The following is a 24,506-nucleotide window of genomic DNA, read 5'->3' on the forward strand; positions in this document are numbered from 1 at the left end:
AAAGACCGCAGGGAGTTGAACAATGGGCAATGTCCAGACCGCCGCCAGCGCAGGGGAATTGCTGTGGCGGCAAACGCCGAGCGGCGAACTGGTCGATCTTGGCCGGCCGCACCGTGTGCCGTTGGGGCAGTTGCGTTTACAGCGTGCACCCAAGGGTATTTTGAGCCGGCGCGAAACCCTTCTGCTCGGTGTGCTCGCGTTGGTCGTGCACGGCGTGGTGATTTATTGGGTCAGCCAGAAACCGACGCCAGTGCTCCCGGTGGTACCGCCGGAAATTCCGCCGATGACCATCGAGTTTTCGCGTCCGGCTCCGCCAGCGCCGCCGGTTGTGGTGCCGCCGCCACCGGCGCCAGTGGTCGAACCGCCGCCGCCAGTGGAAGACGAATTAGCGGTCAAACCGCCGCCGCCCAAGCCGATTCCCAAACCCAAACCGGTGGTGAAACCTCCGCCCAAACCTGCGCCCAAGCCGGTAGAGCAGGCGCCAGCACCAGCGAAACCGGCAGCCCCGGTCGCCGCGCCAGCGCCTCCTGCGCCACCGGCACCTGCGCCTGTTACCCCGGCGTCAGCCAACGCTGCGTATCTCAAAAATCCGGCACCGGAATATCCGTCGCTGGCCCAGCGTCGCGGTTGGGAAGGCACGGTGCTGTTACGGGTGCATGTGTTGGCCAGCGGCAAGCCGGGCGAGATCCAGATTGCCAAAAGCAGTGGCCGGCAGCAGCTCGACGACGCAGCGCTCAACGCTGTAAAGCGCTGGAGTTTCGTTCCGGCCAAGCAGGGTGATGTTGCTCAGGACGGCTGGGTCAGCGTGCCCATCGATTTCAAGATTCATTAAACCGAAACCAAATTCGCGCGAAATGTTTACACGAGGGAACACATCATGACGTTACTGGCATCTCCACTGGAATCCATCGAAAGCGCGGTGATCTGGCTGCTGGTGGTTTTTTCCGTCGCCACTTGGGGCCTGGCGCTGCTCAAGGCTGTGCAGTTCGGCCGTCTGAAGGCGCAGGATCGGCGCTTTCATAAACGTTTCTGGGCGGCGTCGAGTCTGGATGCCGCCGCCGAGTTGAGCGAAACCCAGCCCGGTGCCGCAGCACGGGTGGCGCAGGCCGGTTACGCGGCAATCCAGGTGGGCGAGGCGCCGCAGGCGAATGATCTGAGCCAGGCGATCAACCATCAGGATCGCCTCGAGCGCGCCCTGCGCCAGCAGATCGTGCGTGAACGGCGCTCGCTGGAAACCGGTCTGGCGGTGGTCGCAAGTATTGGCAGCACCTCGCCGTTCATTGGTCTGTTCGGCACGGTGTGGGGAATCATGGAGGCCTTGAAAGGCATCAGCGCTGCCGGTTCGGCGAGCCTGGAAACGGTGGCAGGCCCGATTGGCGCGGCACTGGTCGCGACCGGTGTGGGGATCGCCGTCGCGGTGCCGGCGGTGCTGGTTTACAACTACTTTCTGCGGCGTCTGAAATTGACCGCGGCGGATCTGGATGACTTCGCCCACGACTTCTACAGCCTGGCGCAGAAGAGTGCATTCCGCGTACTGATCCACCCGACCGCGCACAAGGTGGCGACGCCGGGCAACGCGGCAAAAGTGAAGGAGGCGTCCTGACATGGCCTTCTCTACGCAAGACACGGACGAGGTGCTCAGCGAAATCAACGTGACGCCACTGGTGGACGTGATGCTGGTGCTGCTGGTGGTCTTCATCGTCACCGCGCCACTGCTGACCAACGCGATACCGATCAACCTGCCGAAGACCGAAGCGGTGGCGCCGGTCGAGCAGAAGGATCCGCTGGTGGTGAGCATCGACGGCGCCGGCAAACTGTTCATCAACAAGGACGAGATCCAGCCTGACTTGCTCGAATTCAATCTCAAGTCGGCCAAAGCCAAGGACCCGGAAGTGCGCGTGCAATTGCAGGCCGACGACGGGGTGAACTACGGCGAAGTGGCGCGAGCCATGGCTTCGATCGAACGGGCAGGGATTACCAAATTGTCGGTGATCACTGCGCGGTGACAGATGTTGTTTTTCCGGGGCCGTTTCCTTGGCAGGGTGCGGCCCTTTTTTTATGCATTTTTTGCCCACGACACCCTCCAATGTGGGAGCGAGCCTGCTCGCGAAGGCGCCATTCGCCACAACATCTTCGTCGACTGATGCACCGTATTCGCGAGCAGGCTCGCTCCCACAGACTTAATGCGCCATATGCATTATGGGTCTTAATAAATAGCTTCTTATTCCTTAACGAATATAACTCCTCTCCCTATACTCGACCCAGAACAGACACGACGCAGGAGAGCTCCCCATGCGCAACGAATCAATCCGTTACCTGATTGTGCCGGGCTGGCAAGGATCGCCAGAAGATCATTGGCAAAGCCATTGGCAGAACAGCCTGCCGAACAGTGCGCGGGTCGAACAGGCCGATTGGCTGACACCGCGCCGTGAGGACTGGGTCGCCGCGCTGGCCGAAGCGGTTGCCGCCGACAGCACGCCGGTGATTTTGATTGCTCACAGCCTCGGCTGCATCACGGTCGCCCACTGGGCAGCGACGGCGCCGTTGCAATACCTGCGTCAGGTGCGCGGGGCGTTGCTGGTCGCGCCGGCCGATGTCGAGCGTCCTGCCTGCGCGCCGGCACTGCGCAACTTCGCGCCGATCCCGACGGATCTGTTGCCGTTCCCCAGCCAGGTCGTCAGCTCCGACAACGACGCCGCCGTCAGTGCGCCGCGCGCTTTGGAGCTGGCGCGCAATTGGGGTGCGGAGGCGGGGATTCTCGCCGGAGCCGGGCACATCAACGTCAAGTCCGGGCATCAGCGTTGGGAGCAGGGTTTTGCCTATCTCTATCGCCTGCAAAACCGCCTTGAACACCACGCCCGCCGTCGCGCCTGACCTTATTTTTCAACGCCCCCGTCGGCTGGCGGTTTTGGGCGGGAGCCTGCCATGAGTTTCGAAACCTTCGGTCAGCCCTTGCTGACCTTTCCCGATGCGGAAAAAAGCCCCCTGAGCATTCGCGCCAAAGCGCTGGTGTTTGTCGATCCGCGCTCGCGGCAATTGCGTGAAGAACTCGAACAACTGGCACCACGTTCGATCTCGGTGTTGATCCGCGGCGAGACCGGCACCGGTAAAGAGCTGCTGGCCCGGCACATCCATCGCGCCAGCGACCGCAGCGGTCTGTTCGTTTCGGTGAATTGCGGCGCGATCAGCCCGACCTACGCCGATGCCGAACTGTTCGGCTACGCCGCCGGCAGCTACAGCGGCGCAGCCAGCAGCCGCGCCGGCTGGTTCGGTTCGGCCAATGGCGGCACCTTGTACCTGGATGAGATCGGCGACCTGCCACTGCCGATCCAGATCAAGTTGCTCGCGGCCCTGGAAAACCACGAAGTCACCCGCGTCGGTGCACATCAGCCGAGCCCGGTGGATGTGCGCCTGGTCGCCGCGACCAGTATTGATCTGGCCCAGGCCGTGGACGCCGGAAAATTCCACGAGCGGCTCTATCACTACCTCAGCGAGGGTCATCTGGAGCTGCCGGCGTTGCGCGCGCGCACCGGCGACATCCTCTCGCTCGCCGAGTATTTCCTCGGCATCTACAGCCAGCGTCTCGACCTGCCCGTGCCGCTGATCAGCGAGGCGGCGCAGCACGTGCTCGAACAACACAGCTGGCCGGGCAACACCCGCGAGCTGGAAAACGTCATTCACTTCGCCCTGCTGGTCAGCACAGGTGACGAGATTCTGCCGGAGCATCTGAACCTGCCGCCGGTGCTGACGCAGATCGAAAGCCAGATCAAACAGATCCTGACCACCGGCTCCACCGCTGACCAAGCCGCGCTGAAGCAACTTCTGGCGAACGCCAAACTCCTGTAGGAGCTGCGGCACGCTGCGATCTTTTGATCTTCAGCTGTTTCAAAGCCTTGAAAATCAAAAGATCGCAGCCTTCGGCAGCTCCTACAGTTGAGGTAGAGCTGTATGAACAAAATGGAATATGAAGCTGAATAAACGTTATTGTCCGGGAATAAAAAATCCGGGTATTGTCCGCCTCACGCCAGCGATATCACTTCACTGGCACACGTATTAATGCCGTCGTCGATGACGACCGTGATTTTCGATAAGGACACTGCATGAAAAAGGTTCTGTTGTTTACCGCATTGGCGGCTGCGCTCACGGCTTCTTTCGCCAACGCCGGCGAGAAACTGGTGGTTGCCGCAACGCCAGTGCCACACGCTGAAATCCTCGAGCTGATCAAGCCGACCCTGGCCAAAGAAGGCGTCGATCTGGAAATCAAGGTTTTCACCGACTACGTGCAACCGAACGTACAGGTTGGCGAGAAGCGTCTGGACGCCAACTACTTCCAGACCCTGCCGTACCTGAACAGCTTCAACCAGGGCAAATACAAGGACGACAAATCCAAGTACCTGGTGACCGTGCAGGGTGTGCACGTTGAACCGTTCGGTGGCTACTCGAGCAAGTACAAGACCCTGGCTGAACTGCCGGACGGCGCCACCATCGCCATCCCGAACGAAGGCAGCAACAGCGGCCGTGCCCTGATCCTGCTGCAGAAGGCGGGTCTGATTGAACTGAAAGACCCGAAAAACGCTTTGGCAACGCCAAAAGACATCGCCAAGAACCCGCACAACTTCAAGTTCAAGGAACTGGAATCGGCCCTGCTGCCGCGCGTACTGAAAGAAGTTGATCTGGACATGATCAACACCAACTACGCCCTGGAAGCCAAGCTGAACCCGCAGAAAGATGCTCTGGTGATCGAAGGCGCTGACTCGCCGTACGTGAACTTCCTGGTGGCCCGTGAGGACAACAAGAACAGCGACGCGATCCAGAAACTGGCCAAGGCCCTGACCAGCCCGGAAGTCAAAGCGTTCATCGAGAAGAAGTACAGCGGCGCGGTGTTGCCGGCGTTCTGATTTGACTTGAGTGAATCTGCTTCAGATTTAAAAAACGCCGATGGCCAGTGATGGGCATCGGCGTTTTTGTGTGTGCGTTAAAAAGCCCCTCACCCTAACCCTCTCTCGGAGGGAGAGGGGACTGAATGGGGGATGCTGTTGAGGTCCGCCGACCTGATCGCGCGTCGCTGAATCCATAATCGACTCGGTCCTTCAGGTCGATGTACGACGAAAGACACTGCGGTCGGCCCCCTCTCCCTCGGGGAGAGGGCTGGGGTGAGGGGCTTTTGATTTACGCTGTGGTCTTCAACGCCCGGCGCAACGCCCTGAGCAATTTCACAATGTCCTGCGGATCCAGCCGCTGCGGCACTTTTACGTCCATGTTGTTCTTCCTTGTGGTGAATGGGCCGGAGAGTCTGGCCAAAAGCTGTTCGTCCTTGGAGGTCTTTCGTGAAAAAAAGATCCGTCCTACAGCGCAAAGAAAAATAGCCTTCTTATTCTTTCCCGGCAAACCCACAAGATAGTTTTTTGAGTGATATCAATATGCTTTAACGGTATTTAAATTCTTGTTTTTATACCTATAAAGTCAGTGCCTGCCGGACAGCCACCCGCCGTCCATGGATTGCATCACCGCCGCTTACCGAGCGGCGTCAGGACGCTTCATGACTTTCGACTACGCCTTTATCCTCAGCACCCTGCCGGCCTTTCTCAAGGCCGTGGGTGTGACGCTGCAGGTCGGATTGATCGCGATCGGCACTTCGCTGCTGGTGGCGCTGCTCAACGCGACGATTCTGGTGTTCCGCACGCCTTACCTGGGAAAACTGGTCGGCCTCTATGTAGAGCTGGCGCGCAACACGCCGCTGCTGATTCAGCTGTTCTTCGTCTACTTCGCTTTGCCGGCAGTGGGAATCCAGGTTTCCGGGTTCACTGCGGCAATCATCACCATGACTTTCCTTGGCGGTGCCTACCTCACCGAAGTGCTGCGCGCCGGCGTCGATGCGGTGCCCCAGGCGCAACTGGAATCCGGGCGTTCGATTGGCCTGTCGCATGGGCAATTGCTGCGTTACGTGATCCTGCCGCAGGCGGGGATTCTCAGTTTGCCGTCGCTGTTCGCCAATTTCATTTTCCTGCTCAAGGAAACCACCGTGGTCTCGGCGGTGGCGGTGCCGGAAATCCTCTACACCACCAAGAGCTACATCGCGCTCTACTACAAAACCTACGAAATGCTCGCCGTGCTGACGCTGATCTGCGTGCTGCTGTTCCTGCCGCTGTCGCTGTTGCTCAGCCGCCTGGAAAGGAGGCTCCAGCATGGCCAGTTCGGGTCTTGAACTGCTCTGGGTGTCGTTGCCACAACTGGCCAAGGGCGCCGGGCAAACCCTGTCGATCTCGTTTCTGAGCATCGCCATCAGTACGGTCGGCGGCGTGCTCTACGGTGTGCTGCGCACGTTGAACGTAACGTGGCTGAACGCGATTTTGCGCATCTATCTGGAGTTGTTCCGGGCGATCCCGGTGCTGGTCTGGTTGTATCTGCTGTTCTTCGGTTTGCCGATTTTCTTCGGCCTGAGCCTGCCGAGCTTCTGGTGCGCGGTGCTGGTGCTGTCGCTGTGGGGCGCCAGCGAGGTCGGCGAAGTGGCGCGCGGTGCGCTGCATTCGTTACCGCGCGGGCAGCGCGAAGCGGGGCTGTCGATCGGTCTGAATGCTGCGCAACTGTATGGCTACGTACTGCTGCCGCAAGCACTCAAGCGCATGACGCCGCCGACCATCAACGTCTACACGCGGATCATCAAGACCAGTTCGCTGGCGGTGCTCATTGGCGTCGTCGATGTGATCAAGGTCGGCCAACAGATCATCGAGCGCACTTACGAATCGGTACTGATCTACGGCGCGCTGTTCCTGTTTTTCTTTTTCATCTGCTACCCGCTCTCGGCCGCCTCACGCGTGCTGGAACGGCGCTGGACGCAAGCATGAGCGCACTGATCGAGTTTCACGGCTTCAACAAATTCTATGGCGAGCAGCAGGTGCTCAACGGCATCGACCTGCAAGTGCAGAGCGGCGAAGTGATCGTCATTCTTGGCCCCAGCGGTTGCGGCAAAAGCACCTTGCTGCGTTGCCTCAATGGTCTGGAAGAGGCGCACAGCGGCAGCCTGAAATTCGTCGGCCGGGAGCTGCTGGACAAAGCCACTGACTGGCGCGAAATCCGTCAGCAGATCGGCATGGTGTTTCAGAGTTATCACCTGTTCCCGCACATGAACGTGCTCGACAATCTGCTGCTCGGCCCGCTCAAGGTGCAGAAGCGCCAGCGCCGCGAAGCGCAACAGCAGGCCGAAGCCTTGCTTGAGCGCGTCGGTCTGCTGGACAAGCGCGATGCTTTCCCGCGCCAGCTCTCCGGCGGCCAGCAGCAACGCATCGCCATCGTCCGGTCGCTGTGCATGAACCCACGGGTCATGCTCTTCGACGAAGTCACCGCCGCCCTCGACCCGGAAATGGTCAAGGAAGTGCTGCAGGTCATTCAGGGCCTGGCCCGCGAAGGCATGACCCTGTTGATCGTCACCCACGAAATGGCCTTCGCCCGCGCGGTGGCCGACCGCATCGTGTTCATGGATGCCGGGCGCATCCTTGAACAGTCCCCACCCGAGATTTTCTTTACGAACCCGCAAACCGCACGCGCGCAGCAGTTTCTGGAGAAGTTCTCCTTCGTTGCAACACTGCCAGAAACGAATCCGACAAAGGAACTGGAACCGCTATGAAAACTGCCGCTCTGTTAATGCCTCTGCTCAGCCTCGCCTTGCTTGCCGGTTGCGGCAAAACCGAAGAGCCGCCAAAGCCGAAGCTCGCCACCGAAAGCGCCGCGCCTGCCGGTTATCTGGACAAGATCAAGGCCCGCGAAAAATTGATCGTCGGTGTATTTACCGACAAACCACCGTTCGGCTTCGTCGATGAGGCCGGGCGCTACGTCGGTTTCGACACCGACATCGGCCGGCGCTTCGCCAAGGATCTGCTCGGCGATGAAAACAAGGTCGAGTTTGTTGCCGTCGAGCCGGCCAGCCGCATTCCGTTTCTGCAAAGCGACAAGGTCGACCTGATCCTCGCCAACATGACCGTCACCCCGGAGCGCAAGGAAGCGGTGGAATTCACCAACCCGAACCTCAAGGTGGCCGTGCAGGCGCTGGTGCCGCAGGGCAGTTCGGTGAAGAAACTCGATGATCTGGCAACGCGCACCACGATTGTAACCACCGGCACCACCGCTGATATCTGGCTGACCAAGAACCACCCGGACTGGAAACTGCTCAAGTTCGAGAAGAACTCCGAGTCGCTGCAAGCCTTGGCCAATGGCCGCGGCGATGCCTATGCGCAGGACAATCTGGTGCTGTTCAGCTGGGCCAAACAGAATCCCGGCTATCGCGTGCTCGAGGAAAAACTGGGCGCGGAGGCGCCGATTGCGCCGGCCGTGAAGAAGGGCAATCTGGAGTTACGTGACTGGGTCAACAGCGAGCTGGCCAAACTGGGCGAGGAGAAATACCTGCTCAAGCTCTATGACCAATATGTGCGTAAAGAGCTGAGCGATGACACCCGGCCTGAGAGTGTGATTGTTGAAGGGGGCAAGTGGCAGGGGTGATTGCCTGTTGGATCGGCGGTGAGGCTTGCCCCTCACCCCAGCCCTCTCCCGAGGGAGAGGGAGCCGACCGAGTTGTCTTGCATCAGAATCGACCTGACAAACCGAGTCGATTATGAATTCACAGAAGCAATTTCAGGTCGACGCAATTCTCGCAAACAACTCGATCAGTCCCCTCTCCCTCTGGGAGAGGGTCAGGGTGAGGGGCTTTTCGCTGGCACTGCTCAATCCGGCCAGTGCCACGCTGGCTCGTCCAGCATCCGCTGCCCGACAATTCCGGTCTGCCCCAGCGTCTTCTCCAGCACGATGCAATTGCACTGCGGATCTTCCTGCAATGCCGAGATCAGTCGCCGCGCGTGGGACACCACCCACACCTGGCATTGCTCTGAAGCGCAGATGATCAGTCGCGCCAGCGCCGGCAGCAGGTCCGGATGCAGGCTGGTTTCCGGTTCGTTGAGCACCATCAGCGATGGCGGTCGCGGAGTCAGTAGGGCTGCGACCAACAGCAGATAGCGCAAGGTCCCGTCCGACAGCTCTGCCGCTGACAATGGCCGCAGCAAGCCTTCCTGATAAAACTCGATGGCGAAACGGCCACCGGCCAACGGCGCGATGTTCAGTCGCGCGCCGGGAAACGCATCGCTGATCGCCGCGCTTAACGCCTGCGGGTCGCCGATTTCGATAATCGTCTGCAAGGCTGCCGCCAGATCGCGACCGTCGTGGTGCAACACTGGCGTGCGCGTGCCCAATTGCGGCTGACGCACCGGCGCGTCGGCATCGCTGCGAAAGTGATCATAGAAGCGCCAGCGGCGGATGAACTCGCGCATCTGGAATACTTCCGGCGAGCTGCGCAGATTGCCGACCTGATCGAACAGGCTGTCGAAGTTCGGCGTGTGTTGCGCCAGCACATCCCAGGTACGACCTTCGCGGGCGCGAATCATCGGGCCGTTGCGGTCGACCAGCAGGCTCGCCGGGCGAAACACCGGGCCGGCCCAGATGCATTCACGTTTGATTTCCGGATCGAGCGAAAAACACGAACGGCTCGGCTCCGGCAGGCCCAGGCCAATGGCGTAACTGAAATCCTCGCCGGCAAATCCCAGGCGCAACCGTTTCACGCCCTGGCGCACCGTCGCCTCGATCGCCACCTCACCGTTGCGCATGCGCCGGCTGATGGTTTCCGGCCCGGCCCAGAACGTCGATTCCAGCCCGCCCTCACGCGCCAGCGCATTGACCACGCCGCCCTGCGCGGTTTCCGCCAGCAGGCGCAGGGCGCGATAGAGGTTGGACTTGCCGCTGCCATTGGGTCCCGTAATGAGGTTCAGGCGCCCGAGCGGAATCACCAGTTTGTTGATCGAGCGGTAATTGGCCACGGCCAGGGTATTGAGCATGGAATTCCTTCTCTTCGGGCGGCCCTTGTAGGAGCTGCCGCAGGCTGCGATCTTTTGATCTTGAAAAAGCAAAGATCGCAGCCTGCGGCAGCTCCTGCACGGAAATGTTGTGATCGCTCAGGCGAACGTTGAACCCTGTTCTAAGCTCACAGTCGTATCGTCACTTGCACGTTCGTACACAGGAAGGAGTCTGCATGGCAAGTCCCGGAATGAAAACAGCGGTCATGCTGAGTCTGTTCACTTTGCTCACCGCTTGCGGCGACAAGAAACCTGCTCAGGAATACCTGCCACGGGTCTTTGTGCAAGCGGTCGAACCGGCCAACTACGCCGCAGCGGTGACCCTCACCGGTGATGTGCAGGCGCGGGTGCAGACGCAGCTGTCGTTCCGCGTCGGCGGCAAGATCATTCAGCGCATGGTCGATGTCGGCGACCGGGTCACGGCCAAACAGGTACTGGCCAAGCTCGATCCGAAAGATCTGCAGACCAACGTCGATTCCGCTCAGGCCCAAGTCGTCGCCGAACAGGCCCGCGTCAAGCAAGCCGCGGCGGCCTTCGTCCGTCAGCAAAAACTCCTGCCCAAGGGCTACACCAGTCAGAGCGAATACGATTCGGCGCAAGCGGCGCTGCGCAGCAGCCAGAGCGCATTGAGCGCGGCGCAGGCGCAATTGGCCAACGCCAGGGACCAGCTCAGCTATACCTCGCTGATCGCCGATGCACCGGGCGTGATCACCGAGCGCCAGGCTGAAGTCGGCCAAGTGGTACAGGCCACCGCACCGATTTTCAGCCTTGCCCGCGACGGCGACCGCGACGCAGTGTTCAATGTCTACGAATCGCTGCTGGCCGAGCGGCCGTCCGATCGTTCGATCGTGGTCAGCCTGCTCGACAACCCCGAAATCAAAACCACCGGCACCGTGCGCGAAATCACCCCCTCGGTATCGGCGCAGTCAGGCACCGTGCAGGTCAAGGTCAGCCTCGACAAACTGCCGCCGGGCATGCAGCTCGGTTCGGTGGTGAGCGCCACCGCCAAAGGCACCGGCAAATCGGCGGTGGAACTGCCCTGGTCGGCGCTGACGAAAAACATCAGCGACCCGGCGGTATGGCTGGTCGATGACAAGGGCGAAGCGCAGTTGCATACGGTCACCGTCGGTCGTTACCTGACCGGCAAAGTGATCATCAGCGAAGGCCTCAAGGGCGGCGAGAAAGTCATCGTCGCCGGCGGCCAGTTGCTGCACCCCGGCATGAAAGTCGAGATTGCCGAAAACACCTACAAGGATCTGCAACCGGGAGCGCAGCCATGAAGCGTCTCGGCCTGTTGTGCATGGCGCTGCTGCTGGGCGCCTGCTCGGAAAAGGAAAAACCACCGGAACCGGTACGCCCGGTGCTGTCGGTCACGGTCAAAGCGCTGAACGAAGAAAGCCTCGGGCGCTTTGCCGGCAGCATTCAGGCGCGCTACGAGAGCAACACCGGTTTCCGCGTCGGCGGCCGGATCGCCCGGCGTAACGTCGATGTCGGCGCCGAGGTGCAGAAGGGCACTTTGCTCGCCACCCTCGACCCGTCCGACCAGCAGAATCAGTTGCGTTCGGCCCAAGGCGATCTGGCGAGAATCCAGGCGCAACTGATCAACGCTCAGGCCAACGCACGTCGTCAGCAAGCGCTGTTCGATCGCGGCGTCGGTGCGCAGGCGCAACTGGACGTCGCCAACACCGACCTGAAAACCACCCAGGCCTCGCTCGATCAGGCGCGCGCGGCGGTCAGCCAGAGCAAGGATCAACTGAGCTACACCGAGCTGCGCTCCGATCACAAAGCCGTGGTCACCGCGTGGAACGCCGAGGCCGGGCAGGTGGTGACCGCCGGGCAACAAGTGGTGACGCTGGCGCAACCGGACATCAAGGAAGCGGTGATCGACCTGCCCGATACGCTGGTCGATCAGTTGCCCAGCGACGTGGTGTTCTCGGTGGCCGCGCAACTGGACCCGAGCATCAACACCACGGCGATCATCCGCGAGATCGAGCCCCAGGCACAAAGCGCTACGCGCACCCGTCGCGCCCGTCTGACGTTGTCGGATACGCCGGACGGTTTCCGCCTCGGCACCGCGATTAGCGTGACCCTCAGCTCGGCGATCAAGCCGCGGATCGAACTGCCGCTGACTGCGTTGCAGGAAGTCGATGGCAAAACCCGGATCTGGGTGATCGACACGCAAAACAAAACCGTCAACCCGCGTGAGGTCAGCGTGGTCAGCCGTGGTGACAACAGCGTGGTGCTGGCCGGCGGTGTGCAAAACGGCGAGCGCGTGGTCAGCGCCGGCGTCAACAGTCTCAAACCCGGACAATCGGTAAAACTTGACGAGGACAGTCAATGAAAGGCTCTTTCAACCTCTCCGAATGGGCCCTCAAGCACCAGTCTTTCGTGTGGTACCTGATGTTCGTCGGGCTGCTGATGGGGGTGTTCTCGTACTTCAATCTGGGGCGCGAAGAAGACCCGTCATTCACCATCAAGACCATGGTGATCCAGACCAAATGGCCGGGCGCGACCCAGGAAGAAACCCTCAAGCAGGTCACCGACCGCATCGAGAAAAAACTTGAGGAACTCGATTCCCTCGACTACGTGAAAAGCTACACCCGCCCCGGCGAATCGACGGTGTACGTGTACCTGCGTGACACCACCAGTGCCAAGGACATCCCGGAAATCTGGTACCAGGTGCGCAAGAAGATCGACGACATTCGCGGCCAGTTCCCCCAAGGCATTCAGGGCCCGGGATTCAATGATGAATTCGGTGACGTGTACGGCTCGGTCTACGCCTTCACCGCCGACGGCCTGACCATGCGCCAGTTGCGCGATTATGTGGAACAGGCGCGCGCCGAAATCCGCAACGTGCCCGGGCTGGGCAAGATCGAAATGGTCGGCCAGCAGGACGAAACGATTTACCTGAATTTCTCCACGCGCAAACTCGCAGCGCTGGGTATCGACCAGCGCCAGGTGGTGCAGAGCCTGCAATCGCAGAACGCCGTGACCCCGGCCGGGGTGATCGAGGCGGGGCCAGAGCGGATTTCCGTACGCACCTCGGGCCAGTTCGCTTCGGAAAAAGACCTCGCCGAGGTCAATCTCAAGCTCAATGATCGCTTCTATCGTCTGGCCGACATCGCCGAGATCAGCCGTGGCTACGTCGACCCGGCGACGCCGGAATTCCGCTTCGACGGCAAACCGGCGATCGGCCTGGCGATTGCCATGCAGAAGGGCGGCAACGTTCAGGAGTTCGGTAAAGCGCTGCACGAGCGCATCGACCAGCTCACCGCTGATCTGCCGGTCGGCGTTGGCGTGCACACGGTTTCCGATCAGGCGGTGGTGGTGGAAGAGGCCGTTGGCGGTTTCACCAGCGCCCTGTTCGAAGCGGTCATCATCGTGCTGGTGGTGAGCTTCATCAGCCTCGGCGTGCGCGCCGGCCTGGTGGTGGCGTGCTCGATTCCGCTGGTGCTGGCGATGGTCTTTGTATTCATGGAATACAGCGGCATCACCATGCAGCGGATTTCCCTCGGCGCGCTGATCATTGCCCTTGGCCTGCTGGTGGACGACGCGATGATCACCGTGGAAATGATGGTCACGCGTCTGGAAATGGGCGAGAGCAAGGAGCAGGCGGCGACCTTCGCCTACACCTCGACGGCGTTCCCGATGCTCACCGGTACGCTGGTGACCGTCGCCGGTTTCGTGCCCATCGGCCTCAACGCCAGCTCTGCCGGTGAGTACACGTTCACGCTGTTCGCGGTGATCGCGGTAGCGATGATCGTCTCGTGGGTGGTGGCGGTGTTCTTCGCGCCGGTGATTGGCGTGCACATCCTCAGCGACAAGGTGAAGGCCCATGATGCCGAGCCGGGTCGCGTCGGCCGGGCGTTCAACGGCGGTCTGTTGTGGGCCATGCGCAATCGCTGGTGGGCGATCGGTGTCACCGTGCTGTTGTTCGTGCTGGCAGTGTTCTGCATGCGCTTCGTACAGAACCAGTTTTTCCCGGCATCCGACCGCCCGGAAATTCTCGTCGACCTGAACCTGCCGCAAAACGCCTCGATCGATGAAACCCGCAAAGCGGTGGACAAGCTCGAAGCAACGCTCAAGGGCGATCCGGACATCGTGCGCTGGAGCACTTACATCGGTCAGGGCGCGATCCGTTTCTACCTGCCCCTCGATCAGCAATTGCAGAATCCGTACTACGCGCAACTGGTGATCGTCAGCAAGGATTTCGAGGCCCGCGAGGCCCTCAGCCAGCGCTTGCGCGAGCGCCTGCACAAAGACTTCGTCGGCATCGGCAGCTACGTGCAGGCCCTGGAGATGGGGCCTCCAGTGGGGCGTCCGATTCAGTACCGGGTCAGCGGCAAGGACGTCGATCAGGTGCGCAAACACGCCATCGATCTGGCCACCGAACTGGACAAGAACCCGCACATCGGCGAGATCATTTACGACTGGAACGAACCGGGCAAAGTCCTGCGCATCGACATCGCCCAGGACAAGGCGCGGCAACTCGGGCTGTCGTCCGAAGACGTCGCCAACCTGATGAACAGCATCGTCAGCGGCTCGCCGTTGACCCAGGTCGATGACGACATCTATCTGATCAACGTGGTCGGTCGCGCGGTGGACTCCGAGCGCGGTACCCCGGAAACCCTGCAGAACCTGCAGATCGTCACGCCGAGCGGCACCTCGATTCCGCTGCTGGCGTTCGCCACCGTGCGCTATGAACTGGAGCAGCCGCTGGTGTGGCGTCGTGATCGCTTGCCGACCATTACCATCAAGGCCTCGGTGCGCGACGAGATTCAGCCGACCGATCTGGTGAAATTGCTCAAGCCGTCGATCGACGCTTTTGCGTCGAAATTGCCGGTCGGCTACAAGGTCGCCACCGGCGGTACGGTCGAGGAAAGCGGCAAGGCCCAGGGGCCGATTGCCAAGGTGCTGCCGCTGATGCTGTTTCTGATGGCGACGTTCCTGATGATCCAGTTGCACAGCGTGCAGAAGATGTTCCTGGTCGCCAGTGTCGCCCCGCTGGGGCTGATCGGCGTAGTGCTGGCGCTGGTGCCGACCGGTACGCCGATGGGCTTTGTGGCGATCCTCGGGATTCTTGCGCTGATCGGCATCATCATCCGCAACTCGGTGATCCTGGTGACCCAGATCGATGAGTTCGAGCAAAAGGGCTACGCGCCGTGGGACGCGGTGGTCGAAGCCACCGAACACCGACGCCGCCCCATCCTGCTGACCGCCGCAGCGGCGAGCATGGGCATGATCCCGATTGCGCGGGAAGTGTTCTGGGGGCCGATGGCCTACGCGATGATTGGCGGCATCGTCGTGGCGACGTTGCTGACGCTGCTGTTCCTGCCGGCGCTGTATGTGGCCTGGTACAAGATTCGTGAACCGCAGAAGGACGCGGCTTAAAAGCGAGTGCTGCGCACTCATCGCGAGCAGGCTCACTCCTACAGTTGAAATGCGTCCCCTGTAGGAGTGAGCCTGCTCGCGAAGGCGTCAGAACGGTTTATGAAGATTTATGCCACACGCTCGCCAGCCAAGGCTGCTGTTCGCGCGGCAAACCGGCGGGCCGGTAGTAATGCTCAAGCTCGACAAACCCCGCCGCCGTCAACAAACCGCGCCAGGCCTCGAGATCGTGGTACGAGCCGTAGCGCGGCCCGTTCCAGCCCTCCCGGTTGTCGCCACGCGGATTGGAGCTGAACAACACACCGCCCGGTTTCAGGGTGTCGTGCAATTGCCGCAGCACCTGCGGCAACACCTGCAACGGCACATGAAACAGCACGGCATTGGCGAAAATGCCGTCGAAGCGTGCGGCGGGCAGGTCAAGTTGCAGAAAGTCCTGCTGCCAGACTTCGCAACCGCTGTCCTCGCGGGCCATGCGCGCGAATTCCTGCGAGCCATCGAGGCCGATCGCGTGGTGGCCCATGCGCGTGAACGTCTGCAAATCCCGTCCCGGACCGCAGCCGAAATCCAGAATCGTCAACGGCGGCTCCGCCTGAATGTGGCGCAACAGCGCTTCGATATTCTGGCTGACATCGTGGTCGCGAGTGCCCTCACGGAAATCCTCGGCTACCGAGTTGTAGTGACCAAGAGTAGTGGCGGTGATCTGTTCGAGGTCGCTGGGCGTTTTCATGATCGATGCTGTATTGGCAATGTGAGGGCGGACTATAAGCTGTTTTGCCGGCAAAAAAACGCCGCCTGCGCTGGCTTCAGTGCGGGCGGCGATGGGTGCCAGGCTTCAGAGTTGCTTCGCTCCCAGACAATCGATCGAACGGTCCATCATCGCTTTGGCCATTTCCAGCAGATGCCAGACCGAGAACACCATGGCGCGATCCGCGCCCCCGAGCTGATCACCGCATTGATGCACGGTCACCGAAGCGCAGCGCAGCAGATCGGCGACATACAACTGCGCATCCTCCAGCGTCACATCCTCGCTGATGCTGTAGACACGTTTCTGTCCCGCCAACGTGACCTGTGTGCCAGCCAGATGCGAGTCGACGGCGCGGCACAGTGCGGAGCGATCCTTGAGCAAATCCTCGGTGAACCGCTTGCTTGAGGTAAGGCTGAGTGGCGGATCGGCAAGATTTTTTTCCATGGGTAAACTCCTGACTACAAGTGGGAGCCAACCATTTCGCGACTAAACGAGCAGGGCGGCGGCTGCACGCGGATCAGTCGCCGGCCGCCGGTTATCGGCGCACCCGAAAGTGCCTTGCGCACAGCCAACATCGGACAGTTAAAGCCTCTGCCGAGGTCAGGCCTGACTGCACGCCCAGCGAATCCGGACAACTGAATCCGGTCACCGCAAAACAGTGACGACCGGAGATTAGCTACGGGATATTTCGGGTACAAGCGGGCAAATCATTCTAGGAAGCGTCCTGCAAACCCGCGTGGTTCGGGCTGGCGAAACGATAAAAATCATGTAGGAAGCTTCTGATTTTAACTACAGGCGTTGCCCAAAATAGTGCGATCACATCGGCTCGGTTGATGGCCACCTGCCGCTATCGACCTTAGCGCTTATTCAGACCTCGCGCCAGCCTGTCTCCACCCAATTGAATCACCGCCACCAACGCCACCAGCAAGACAATCACCGTCAACATGATCTGACTGTCGAAGCGCTGATAGCCGTAGCGGTAAGCGATATCCCCCAACCCGCCCGCACCGATTGCACCGGCCATCGCCGAGGAGTTGATCATTGTCACCAGGGTGATGGTGAACCCTCCGACAATTCCGGGCAGCGCCTCGGGCAACAGTACATGCCAGACGATGTGCCAGCGTCGGCAGCCCATCGCCTGTGCCGCTTCGATCAGGCCATGATCGACCTCGCGCAGACTCACTTCGGCGATCCGCGCAAAGAACGGCGTTGCCGCGATTGTCAGCGGAACCACAGCGGCCCACACACCGTATGTGGTGCCGACGATCAGGCGGGTGAATGGAATCAGGGCGACCATCAGAATCAGGAATGGAATCGAGCGGAACAGATTGACGAAGGCGCCCAAGGCGCGGTTAAGCAGCGGCGCTTGATAGATCCCGCCCTTGTCGCTGGTGACCAGAATCACCGCCATGGGAATGCCCGCCAGCAGCGCGATCAGCGACGACACGCCGACCATCAAAAAGGTGTCGATAAAACCCTGCAGCAAGCGATCAAACCACATAACCCAATACCTCCACCCGTTGCGCCCAGTGTCCGGCGCGTTCACGCAATTGTTCGGCGCTGAAAGTCGAGCCGCTGACGGCCAGCAACAGCTGCCCCAGCGCATGACCCTGGATCCGTTCGACACCGCCCTGAAGCAGCTTCACCCGGCCACCCAATGCAGCGAATAACGCGGCCAGATCCGGCTCGTCTGCCGCACTGCCGGTGAACTGCAAACGCAACACCACCGCCGCATCAGAAGCCGTGGATTGCGCCTGCAAACGGCTTTGCAATTCTTCCGGCAGAGCGTGCTGCAGCGGCGCCAGCAGGGTCTGGCTGACTGCGTGTTGCGGATTGCCGAACACTTGCCACACCGGCCCTTGCTCGACCACATGGCCATGCTCGAGCACGACGACGCGGTCGCAAATCTCGCGGATCACCGCCATCTCGTGAGTGATCAGCACAATGGTCAGGCCCAGGCGTTTATTGATCTGGCGCAACAGGCCGAGGATCGACTGCGTGGTTTCCGGGTCGAGGGCCGACGTCGCTTCATCGCAGAGCAGAATGTCCGGGTCATGTACCAGCGCGCGGGCGATGCCGACGCGCTGTTTCTGCCCGCCGGAAAGCTGCGCCGGGTATGCCTTGTGCTTGCCTTGCAGGCCGACCAGTTCGAGCAGTTCGCGGACCTTGTTCTCGCGTTGCGCTTTCGGCACACCGGCCACTTTCAGCGGCAACTCGACGTTCTGCCATACGGTCTTGGCCGACATCAGATTGAAGTGCTGGAAGATCATGCCGATGCGTCGGCGCAGGGCGACGAGGCGGTCTTCATCGAACTCGCCGATATCCACCTGATCGATCAGCACGCGGCCCGATGTCGGTTGCTCGAGACGATTGATCGTACGGATCAACGACGACTTGCCGGCGCCGCTGCGGCCGATGATGCCGAACACTTCCCCGCGCTGGATTGCCAGGTCGATGCCCTGCAAAGCCGCGACCGGGCCTTGCCGGCCGTTGTAGGTTTTGCCCAGGCCGATAAAGCGTACGTGGGCGCGATTCAACTCGGGGTGCAGCTCGGTTTGTTCAGCATTGTGAGGCTCTGGAAGCTCCAGTCGCCGTTGGATCGCGGCAGTCATGTTCAGCTTTCCCAACCGGCCTGATAGAGCTTGCCGTGGGCTTTATCCAGGGCCGCGCGAACGGCTGGCGAATGCTGATAGATGTCGACGAACTTGATCAGGCGCGGGTCGGTTTTGCTCTTCGGCTGGATGACGAACTGGATCACGTATTCCTTGTGATCGAGACCGTCGAACAGCAGCGCCGAGCCGGCATCGAAGGTCTTCGCCAGTCGGATATAGGCCGGGTAACCCTGGACCAGATCGGCGTCGTCATACGCGCGCACCAGTTGCACGGCTTCGACCTGAAGGATCTTGATCTTCTTCGGGTTGGCGACGATGTCGTCCTCGGTGGCCTTGTAGCCGACGCCCGGTTTCAAGGTGATCAACCCGGCCTTGGCGAGCAATTGCAGACCGCGACCGCTGTTGATCGGATCGTTGGCGATGGCGACGCTGGCGCCTTCGGGCAGCTCATCGAAGCTTTTGTATTTCTTCGAATACAGGCCGACGTTGTTGATGATCCCCGGTGCGAACGGCACCAGATCGAAACCGGACGCGGCTTTGGCGTTTTCCAGGAACGGGATGTGCTGGAAGTAATTCACGTCGATATCACCAGCGGCGAGGCTGACGTTGGGCGCGATCCAGTCGGTGAATTCCACCAGCTCGACTTTCAGGCCTTGCCTGGAGGCCTCTTCGACGGCGGCTTCCAGCGGAATGGCAAACGCGGCGGTGGTGCCGACTTTCAGCGGCGCATCGGCAGCGAATACCGCCGAGCTGAACAGGCCGAAGGCCAGGGCCAGTGCTTTGACTGGGTGGGTCAGGATTTTTTTGGTCATGGTGGTTTTTTCCAGTCAGTGCATAAGATGTGTGGTGTCTGTTATGGCCTCATCGCGAGCAGGCTCACTCCTACATTTGGAATGCGTTCCCCTGTAGGAGTGAGCCTGCTCGCGATGCTTTTAGCGGCGAAACGCGGAACCGGTGTGTTGCTCAGGCAACTGCGCCTCCCCGTGAAACAACTTCTCGCGCAAGGTGCCGTCGTCATAGGCGGTCTTGTACGAGCCGCGCCGCTGCAACTCGGGAATCACCAGTTCGATGAAATCGACATAGCTTTCCGGGGTGACGATGCGGGTCAGGTTGAAACCGTCCAGCCCGGTTTCGGCGATCCACGATTCCAGCGCATCCGCCACTTGCGCGGGCGAACCGACCACGGTGATGTAGCGGCCTCCGAGGGCGTGTTGCTCGAGCAATTTGCGTCGGGTCCAGTCGTTGTTCTGCAGATTTTTCGTCGCCGACTGAATCGCGTTGCTCTTCACGTACTGGATCGGTTCGTCGATTTCGTATTGGGCAAAGTCGATGCCGGTGGACGCGGAAAAGTGCGCCACGCCGGCCTCGGCACTGGCGTAACTCAAGTACTCGGCATGCTTGGCCCAAGCCGCCTCTTCAGTGGCACCGACAATGACGTTGAGGCCCATGAACACCTTGATGTCTTGCGGATTGCGCCCGGCCTCGACCGCGCTGGCGCGGACTTTATCGACCTGCACCTTGGTCGACGGTTTGTTCTGACCGCTGATGAACACGCACTCGGCGTGCCGCCCGGCGAAGAGCAATCCGCGATCAGAGCTGCCAGCCTGGAATAGCACCGGCGAGCGCTGCGGTGAAGGTTCGCAGAGGTGATAGCCCTCGACCTGATAGAACTCGCCCCTGTGCTCGACCTTGTGCACTTTTTGCGGGTTGGCGTAGATGCGCTGCTCCCGGTCATTGAGCACCGCGCCGTTTTCCCAGCTGCCTTCCCAGAGTTTGTACAACACCTGCAGATATTCTTCGGCCTGGTCATAGCGACGGTCGTGTTCGACCTGTTCGCGCAGACCCATGGCTTTGGCAGCGCTGTCCAGGTAACCGGTGACGATGTTCCAGCCGACCCGGCCGCGACTCAGATGATCGAGCGTGGACATGCGTCGAGCGAACAGATACGGCGGTTCGTAAGTGAGATTGGCGGTCAGGCCGAAGCCGAGGTTTTTGGTGACAGCGGCCATCGCCGAAACCAGTAGCAGCGGATCGTTGACCGGCAACTGGATCGACTCTTTCAGCGTCACGTCCACCGAGTTCTGGTAGACGTCGTAGACGCCGACGATGTCAGCGATGAACAAGCCATCGAATAATCCGCGCTCCAACAGCTGCGCCAGTTCGGTCCAGTATTCGATGGTGTTGTAGCGGGTCGAGGTGTCGCGCGGATGCGTCCACAGGCCATGATTGATATGGCCGATGCAGTTCATGTTGAACGCATTGAGCAGGATCTTCTTTTTCGCGGCGGCCATCAGATGGTCCCCCGCAGCGGCGGCTTTTCATCGTTGAGGTAGTAATTGCCCACCGCGTGATATTTCCAGCGCACTGGGTCATGCAGGGTGTGCACGCGAGCGTTGCGCCAGTGCCGGTCGAGGCCGTGCTCACTCAGCGTCGCCTGACTGCCGGCGAGTTCGAACAGCGTACTGCCAGCGGCGAGGGAAATTTCCGTGCTGATTGCGCGTGCTTCAGCCACCGCGATCGATGCGGCAGCGACAGTGTCAGCATTGGTTTCAGCTTGCGCGGCATCAAGGAGTTCGCCGGCGCGTTCGAGCAAGGCTTCGGTGGCGTGCAGACGAATGCTCAAGTGGCCGAAGCTCTTCAGCGTCAGCGGATCTTCGGTGGCTTTGTCGTTGCCGGAATCGATCCACGGACGGGTCTTGCTGCGCACGAAGTGCAACGCATCTTCGTAAGCGGCGCGGGCAATGCCAGTGTCGATGGCGGCGTGAAGAATCTGCGCCAGCGGGCCGACGGTGGTCGGGCGCTCGAAAGCGCTCTGGAACGGCAGCACGTCTTCAGCCGCCACATACACATCTTCGAACACCACCGAGCCGCTGCCGGTGGTGCGCTGGCCGAAGCCGCTCCAGTCGTCGATCACCGTCAGGCCTTTGCTCTCACGCGGGACGAAGGCCAGTTGCTGCACACCGTTTTCATCAACTACCGACGTCGGGATGCGCTGCGCGTAAATCGCCCCGGTCGAGTAGAACTTGCGACCGTTGATGCGATAACCCTCGCCGTCGCGGGTGAGGCGCGTGACGCGGTCGTGAGCGGTTTTGGTGCCCAGTTCTGCCAAGGCATTGCCGAAGCGTTGCCCGGCGAGTACCTCGGCGTACAGGCGCTGTTTCTGTTCGTCGCTGCCGTTCACGCGCAGCACTTCCAGCGCGTAGAAATGGTTCTGCGGAATCTGTCCCAGCGAGCCGTCGGCCTGGGCGATCAGCGCGATGACTGTGGCCAGGGTGACGTTGGATACGCCAGCGCCGCCATATTCTTTCGGCACGCTGATGCCCCACAAACCGGAGCGGGAAAACACTTCGAGCTCCGCCAATGGCAGGCGGCGTTCGCGGTCGCGCAGGGCACTGTCGCGCTTGAAGTCTTCGGCCAGGTCGCTGGCGACGATCAGGGCTTGCTCATCGCTGGTGATGACCGCGACGTGATGGGAAAGCGTCATGTTTTTCCTCCAGATGTCTGGTCGTCTCAGATCCAGGAATGGCGAGCCGGCAAGGTGCCGTTGAGGCGATAAGCGCCGACCGCGTGATATTTCCAGCGCACCGGGTCGTGCAGGGTGTGCACGCGTGCGTTGCGCCAGTGGCGGTCGAGATTGAATTCGGCGAGGGTCGCGCGACTGCCCGCCAGTTCGAACAGCTTTTCGCTGGCCAGCAGCGATACTTCGGTGGTCAGCACTTTCGCTTCGGCCACGGCGATAGACGCGCGTGCGGCCGATTCGGCAGTCAGCGGTGCGGCGTGAACCTGATCGAGTACTTTGCCGGCCTTGCGCAGCAGTGCTTCGGCGGCGTGCAGTTCGATTTTCAGTTTGCCGATATCGGCGATCACATAGAGGTCATCGCTGGCGCGCTCGACCTTGGCGTCGATCCATGGCCGTGCGCGGGTTTTAACGAACTCGATGGCGTCGTCGATGGCGCCACGGGCGATGCCGGCATCGATCGCCGCTTGAATCAGCTGCGACACTGCGCCTTGGGTGTTCGGCTTCTCATTGATCTTCCAGTTGTCGATGACCAGGCTCGACTCGACGCGCACGTTGTTCAGCAAAATCGTGCCGCTGGCGGTGGTGCGCTGGCCGAAGCCCGACCAGTCATCAACGATGCGCAAACCCGGTGTGCCGCGACGGACGAAAGCCAGCACTTGCTTGCCGTCATCGTTGAGCGCTTTCACCGCGACCCAGTGCGCAAACAGGGCACCGGTGGAGTAGAACTTCTGGCCGTTGATCACGTAGTCATCGCCATCGGCGGTGATGCGCGCTTTCAGTTCCAGAGTATTTTTTGTGCCGCGTTCCGGGCCGGCGTTACCGATGCGCCAGCCTTCCAGAACACTCTGGAACAGCTGCTTTTTCTGCGCTTCGGTGGCGCTGCCGAGGACCAGATTGATGATGCCGAACTGGTTCTGCGGAATCTGCCCGAGCGCCGGGTCGGCGGCGGAAATGATCGCGAATACTTCGGCCAGCGTGACGAAGGAAACCTGAGGGCCGCCGTATTCACGGGGAATGGCAATGCTGCCCAGACCGCTGCGGGTGAACTGTTCGATTTCCGACCACGGCAGCTTGCGCTGGCGGTCGCGTTTGGCCGCCTGCACGCGGGCAACCTGCGCCAGGTCATGGGCGGCCTTGATCGCTTGAGCGTCGTTGCGCAGTACTTGCGCGGGCAACAACAGCGGGGCGATGTCCAGATCGGACTGCACGTTTGCATCTGCAAGACTGGACATCAGTGCCGCTCCCTGGCTGCACGCAATGCCCTGGCGATCTGCACTGGGGTGATTGTGTTCCGGACCATACCTACCTCACATCTCATGAAAAACGCCGCGAAGTGCGACGATTGAAAGAATGTCCGGTGGTCCGGTTCATATACCCTAAGCGCGTATAAAAATTAAATAAACTAACTTTTAGGAATATGCATAGAAGGGGGGATGTCAGCGTGGGTTGCCGATTTTCAGGTGAGAGGTAACTTACCTCCCATCCTGACCAGGGCTCACTTGGTGCGCGATTCGGCGGCCTTGAATTCGGGGTTCAACGGGACTTTCACATACGGATTCACGCAGCCGATTTTCAATGTGCGCGGCGGCGCCCAGCGCGAGTTGTTACCGACCCGGTCGAGGATGCAATAGGTCACGTCCAGTCGCAGATCTTCGCCCGCTTCGACGATGACTGCCGGTGGCACCCACACCTGAATCGGCAGCCCGACGTCGGCCGCCGTGACCGGCGTCAGATCCATGCGCACATCGCCCCAGCGCAGGGTGATGGCGTCGTCTTCAGCCATGTTCAGATAGGGTTCGATGGTCAGCGGCACGCCGCGTTTGATCTGGTTGGGGTTTACGCCCTGACGGCGAATCGCTTCCGGGATGATCACCGGTGCCAGCTGCTGATTTTCGTCGTCGCACTGCCCAGTGGGCTGGCCACCGGGGCAATCAAGTTTGACCTGCACCCGGGTCGCTGAGGACAGGGCGGGGCCTTGGCCGACCTGCATTACGCGGTAGTGAATGCGGGCGGTACCGTTGCCGATAAAACTCTCCGGCACCCGCAGGCTGACGGGCGCGCCGACATCGGCCGCGCTGAGGACTTTGGAAGCGACATAACACTTGTTCCAGAACAGCTCGATCAGGTCGCCATCGTCCATGCCAGGGTAGGGCGGCACATTGACCAGCAGGTGAGCGGCTGTCGCCAGGTTGACGCCGGTTGTCTGTGCGCATGCCAGCGTTGGCGCTGCAAGTTCGGGGGTGTGCGAAGTGCGGGTCATCGGTTTCTCTCCTTGAAGTCTTGCAGCGAAATCCGTTTCTGGAAACAAATGGCGCGAATCAACTGGCAATAAAGTGACAAGTATTTTG

At 60.8% G+C, this 24,506-nt stretch carries 23 protein-coding genes; 13 read left to right on the top strand and 10 right to left on the bottom strand.

All coding sequences use genetic code 11. The annotated features are described in order from the left end of the window. The first annotated feature begins 22 nt into the window (after positions 1-22). The 10 genes from BLU71_RS23040 (at position 23) to BLU71_RS23085 (ending at position 8,493) form a co-directional block, all read left to right on the top strand. Positions 23-832 carry an energy transducer TonB gene (locus tag BLU71_RS23040; protein ID WP_064361617.1) on the top strand — a complete coding sequence of 270 codons (810 nt, stop codon included), beginning with the start codon at positions 23-25 and terminating at the stop codon, positions 830-832. A 45-nt stretch (positions 833-877) separates the two neighbouring features. Continuing rightward, entirely contained in the window at positions 878-1,603 is a 726-nt protein-coding gene (locus BLU71_RS23045; RefSeq protein WP_042608544.1) for a MotA/TolQ/ExbB proton channel family protein, read from the top strand. 1 nt (position 1,604) lies between these two features. After that, positions 1,605-2,006, top strand: coding sequence for an ExbD/TolR family protein (locus BLU71_RS23050; protein ID WP_007972930.1), 402 nt, complete (start codon positions 1,605-1,607; stop codon positions 2,004-2,006). Positions 2,007-2,292: 286 nt separating this feature from the next. After that, entirely contained in the window at positions 2,293-2,874 is a 582-nt protein-coding gene (locus tag BLU71_RS23055) for an alpha/beta hydrolase (protein ID WP_064361616.1), read from the top strand. Positions 2,875-2,925: 51 nt separating this feature from the next. Beyond that, the gene (locus tag BLU71_RS23060; RefSeq protein ID WP_083353962.1) at positions 2,926-3,846 is read left to right on the top strand and encodes a sigma 54-interacting transcriptional regulator; all 921 of its coding nucleotides are present in this window, start codon (positions 2,926-2,928) and stop codon (positions 3,844-3,846) included. A 254-nt stretch (positions 3,847-4,100) separates the two neighbouring features. Continuing rightward, a complete protein-coding gene (locus BLU71_RS23065; RefSeq protein WP_016772222.1) occupies positions 4,101-4,898 on the top strand; it encodes a MetQ/NlpA family ABC transporter substrate-binding protein in 798 nt (265 codons plus the stop codon). A gap of 641 nt (positions 4,899-5,539) precedes the next feature. Then, a complete protein-coding gene (locus BLU71_RS23070; RefSeq protein WP_083353963.1) occupies positions 5,540-6,205 on the top strand; it encodes an amino acid ABC transporter permease in 666 nt (221 codons plus the stop codon). Further along, positions 6,186-6,845, top strand: a complete 660-nt coding sequence (locus BLU71_RS23075) for an amino acid ABC transporter permease (RefSeq protein WP_039756385.1) — start codon at positions 6,186-6,188, stop codon at positions 6,843-6,845. The genes BLU71_RS23070 and BLU71_RS23075 overlap by 20 nt, the downstream gene beginning before the upstream one ends. Then, complete coding sequence (locus BLU71_RS23080) at positions 6,842-7,624, top strand: amino acid ABC transporter ATP-binding protein (RefSeq protein ID WP_042608550.1); 783 nt, start codon at positions 6,842-6,844, stop codon at positions 7,622-7,624. Before BLU71_RS23075 ends, BLU71_RS23080 begins: the two co-directional genes overlap by 4 nt. Further along, entirely contained in the window at positions 7,621-8,493 is an 873-nt protein-coding gene (locus BLU71_RS23085; RefSeq protein ID WP_083353964.1) for a transporter substrate-binding domain-containing protein, read from the top strand. The genes BLU71_RS23080 and BLU71_RS23085 overlap by 4 nt, the downstream gene beginning before the upstream one ends. Before the next feature lie 221 nt (positions 8,494-8,714). Here BLU71_RS23085 and BLU71_RS23090 read toward each other — a convergent pair whose 3' ends face one another. Beyond that, the gene (locus BLU71_RS23090) at positions 8,715-9,875 is read right to left on the bottom strand and encodes an AAA family ATPase (protein WP_083353965.1); all 1,161 of its coding nucleotides are present in this window, start codon (positions 9,873-9,875) and stop codon (positions 8,715-8,717) included. A gap of 194 nt (positions 9,876-10,069) precedes the next feature. On the opposite strand from BLU71_RS23090, the gene BLU71_RS23095 reads away from it, so the two are divergent. From BLU71_RS23095 to BLU71_RS23105, 3 genes are read left to right on the top strand one after another with little or no spacing between them, the layout of a single operon-like run. Further along, the gene (locus tag BLU71_RS23095; protein ID WP_064361610.1) at positions 10,070-11,173 is read left to right on the top strand and encodes an efflux RND transporter periplasmic adaptor subunit; all 1,104 of its coding nucleotides are present in this window, start codon (positions 10,070-10,072) and stop codon (positions 11,171-11,173) included. Then, complete coding sequence (locus BLU71_RS23100) at positions 11,170-12,234, top strand: efflux RND transporter periplasmic adaptor subunit (protein WP_064361609.1); 1,065 nt, start codon at positions 11,170-11,172, stop codon at positions 12,232-12,234. The genes BLU71_RS23095 and BLU71_RS23100 overlap by 4 nt, the downstream gene beginning before the upstream one ends. Further along, on the top strand, positions 12,231-15,284 hold the full coding sequence (locus tag BLU71_RS23105) for an efflux RND transporter permease subunit (protein WP_042608555.1): 3,054 nt from the start codon (positions 12,231-12,233) through the stop codon (positions 15,282-15,284). Before BLU71_RS23100 ends, BLU71_RS23105 begins: the two co-directional genes overlap by 4 nt. A 97-nt stretch (positions 15,285-15,381) precedes the next feature. On the opposite strand, the gene BLU71_RS23110 is transcribed toward BLU71_RS23105, so the two are convergent. The 9 genes from BLU71_RS23110 to BLU71_RS23150 all read right to left on the bottom strand — a co-directional run bounded on the left by BLU71_RS23110 (position 15,382) and on the right by BLU71_RS23150 (position 24,418). Then, a complete protein-coding gene (locus BLU71_RS23110) occupies positions 15,382-16,011 on the bottom strand; it encodes a class I SAM-dependent methyltransferase (RefSeq protein ID WP_173867422.1) in 630 nt (209 codons plus the stop codon). A gap of 102 nt (positions 16,012-16,113) precedes the next feature. Then, positions 16,114-16,470: a DUF6124 family protein gene (locus tag BLU71_RS23115; protein WP_042608557.1), complete on the bottom strand. Its 357-nt coding sequence runs from the start codon at positions 16,468-16,470 to the stop codon at positions 16,114-16,116. Between the two features lie 412 nt (positions 16,471-16,882). After that, entirely contained in the window at positions 16,883-17,527 is a 645-nt protein-coding gene (locus BLU71_RS23120) for a methionine ABC transporter permease (protein WP_083353966.1), read from the bottom strand. Further along, the gene (locus BLU71_RS23125; protein ID WP_064361606.1) at positions 17,517-18,638 is read right to left on the bottom strand and encodes a methionine ABC transporter ATP-binding protein; all 1,122 of its coding nucleotides are present in this window, start codon (positions 18,636-18,638) and stop codon (positions 17,517-17,519) included. Before BLU71_RS23125 ends, BLU71_RS23120 begins: the two co-directional genes overlap by 11 nt. 2 nt (positions 18,639-18,640) lie before the next feature. Next, on the bottom strand, positions 18,641-19,450 hold the full coding sequence (locus BLU71_RS23130; protein ID WP_083353967.1) for a MetQ/NlpA family ABC transporter substrate-binding protein: 810 nt from the start codon (positions 19,448-19,450) through the stop codon (positions 18,641-18,643). Positions 19,451-19,570: 120 nt separating this feature from the next. Beyond that, positions 19,571-20,929: an LLM class flavin-dependent oxidoreductase gene (locus BLU71_RS23135; RefSeq protein ID WP_083353968.1), complete on the bottom strand. Its 1,359-nt coding sequence runs from the start codon at positions 20,927-20,929 to the stop codon at positions 19,571-19,573. Next, complete coding sequence (locus BLU71_RS23140) at positions 20,929-22,122, bottom strand: SfnB family sulfur acquisition oxidoreductase (RefSeq protein ID WP_083353969.1); 1,194 nt, start codon at positions 22,120-22,122, stop codon at positions 20,929-20,931. The genes BLU71_RS23135 and BLU71_RS23140 overlap by 1 nt, the downstream gene beginning before the upstream one ends. A 26-nt stretch (positions 22,123-22,148) precedes the next feature. Next, entirely contained in the window at positions 22,149-23,390 is a 1,242-nt protein-coding gene (locus tag BLU71_RS23145; RefSeq protein WP_042608563.1) for an SfnB family sulfur acquisition oxidoreductase, read from the bottom strand. Positions 23,391-23,653: 263 nt separating this feature from the next. After that, entirely contained in the window at positions 23,654-24,418 is a 765-nt protein-coding gene (locus tag BLU71_RS23150; protein ID WP_065615355.1) for a hypothetical protein, read from the bottom strand. Positions 24,419-24,506: the final 88 nt, after the last annotated feature.

This window comes from Pseudomonas moraviensis (assembly GCF_900105805.1).
Classification (GTDB): domain Bacteria; phylum Pseudomonadota; class Gammaproteobacteria; order Pseudomonadales; family Pseudomonadaceae; genus Aquipseudomonas; species Aquipseudomonas moraviensis_A.

Excerpts from the sequence above, each read along its gene's own strand:
- BLU71_RS23095 (WP_064361610.1), top strand. The coding sequence starts at position 10,070 with ATGGCAAGTCCCGGAATGAAAACAGCGGTCATGCTGAGTCTGTTCACT.
- BLU71_RS23070 (WP_083353963.1), top strand. The coding sequence starts at position 5,540 with ATGACTTTCGACTACGCCTTTATCCTCAGCACCCTGCCGGCCTTTCTC.
- BLU71_RS23040 (WP_064361617.1), top strand. The coding sequence starts at position 23 with ATGGGCAATGTCCAGACCGCCGCCAGCGCAGGGGAATTGCTGTGGCGG.
- BLU71_RS23130 (WP_083353967.1), bottom strand. The coding sequence starts at position 19,450 with ATGACCAAAAAAATCCTGACCCACCCAGTCAAAGCACTGGCCCTGGCC.
- BLU71_RS23140 (WP_083353969.1), bottom strand. The coding sequence starts at position 22,122 with ATGACGCTTTCCCATCACGTCGCGGTCATCACCAGCGATGAGCAAGCC.
- BLU71_RS23100 (WP_064361609.1), top strand. The coding sequence starts at position 11,170 with ATGAAGCGTCTCGGCCTGTTGTGCATGGCGCTGCTGCTGGGCGCCTGC.
- BLU71_RS23080 (WP_042608550.1), top strand. The coding sequence starts at position 6,842 with ATGAGCGCACTGATCGAGTTTCACGGCTTCAACAAATTCTATGGCGAG.
- BLU71_RS23150 (WP_065615355.1), bottom strand. The coding sequence starts at position 24,418 with ATGACCCGCACTTCGCACACCCCCGAACTTGCAGCGCCAACGCTGGCA.
- BLU71_RS23055 (WP_064361616.1), top strand. The coding sequence starts at position 2,293 with ATGCGCAACGAATCAATCCGTTACCTGATTGTGCCGGGCTGGCAAGGA.
- BLU71_RS23085 (WP_083353964.1), top strand. The coding sequence starts at position 7,621 with ATGAAAACTGCCGCTCTGTTAATGCCTCTGCTCAGCCTCGCCTTGCTT.
- BLU71_RS23065 (WP_016772222.1), top strand. The coding sequence starts at position 4,101 with ATGAAAAAGGTTCTGTTGTTTACCGCATTGGCGGCTGCGCTCACGGCT.
- BLU71_RS23145 (WP_042608563.1), bottom strand. The coding sequence starts at position 23,390 with ATGTCCAGTCTTGCAGATGCAAACGTGCAGTCCGATCTGGACATCGCC.
- BLU71_RS23115 (WP_042608557.1), bottom strand. The coding sequence starts at position 16,470 with ATGGAAAAAAATCTTGCCGATCCGCCACTCAGCCTTACCTCAAGCAAG.
- BLU71_RS23105 (WP_042608555.1), top strand. The coding sequence starts at position 12,231 with ATGAAAGGCTCTTTCAACCTCTCCGAATGGGCCCTCAAGCACCAGTCT.
- BLU71_RS23050 (WP_007972930.1), top strand. The coding sequence starts at position 1,605 with ATGGCCTTCTCTACGCAAGACACGGACGAGGTGCTCAGCGAAATCAAC.
- BLU71_RS23120 (WP_083353966.1), bottom strand. The coding sequence starts at position 17,527 with ATGTGGTTTGATCGCTTGCTGCAGGGTTTTATCGACACCTTTTTGATG.
- BLU71_RS23090 (WP_083353965.1), bottom strand. The coding sequence starts at position 9,875 with ATGCTCAATACCCTGGCCGTGGCCAATTACCGCTCGATCAACAAACTG.
- BLU71_RS23045 (WP_042608544.1), top strand. The coding sequence starts at position 878 with ATGACGTTACTGGCATCTCCACTGGAATCCATCGAAAGCGCGGTGATC.
- BLU71_RS23135 (WP_083353968.1), bottom strand. The coding sequence starts at position 20,929 with ATGGCCGCCGCGAAAAAGAAGATCCTGCTCAATGCGTTCAACATGAAC.
- BLU71_RS23075 (WP_039756385.1), top strand. The coding sequence starts at position 6,186 with ATGGCCAGTTCGGGTCTTGAACTGCTCTGGGTGTCGTTGCCACAACTG.
- BLU71_RS23060 (WP_083353962.1), top strand. The coding sequence starts at position 2,926 with ATGAGTTTCGAAACCTTCGGTCAGCCCTTGCTGACCTTTCCCGATGCG.
- BLU71_RS23125 (WP_064361606.1), bottom strand. The coding sequence starts at position 18,638 with ATGACTGCCGCGATCCAACGGCGACTGGAGCTTCCAGAGCCTCACAAT.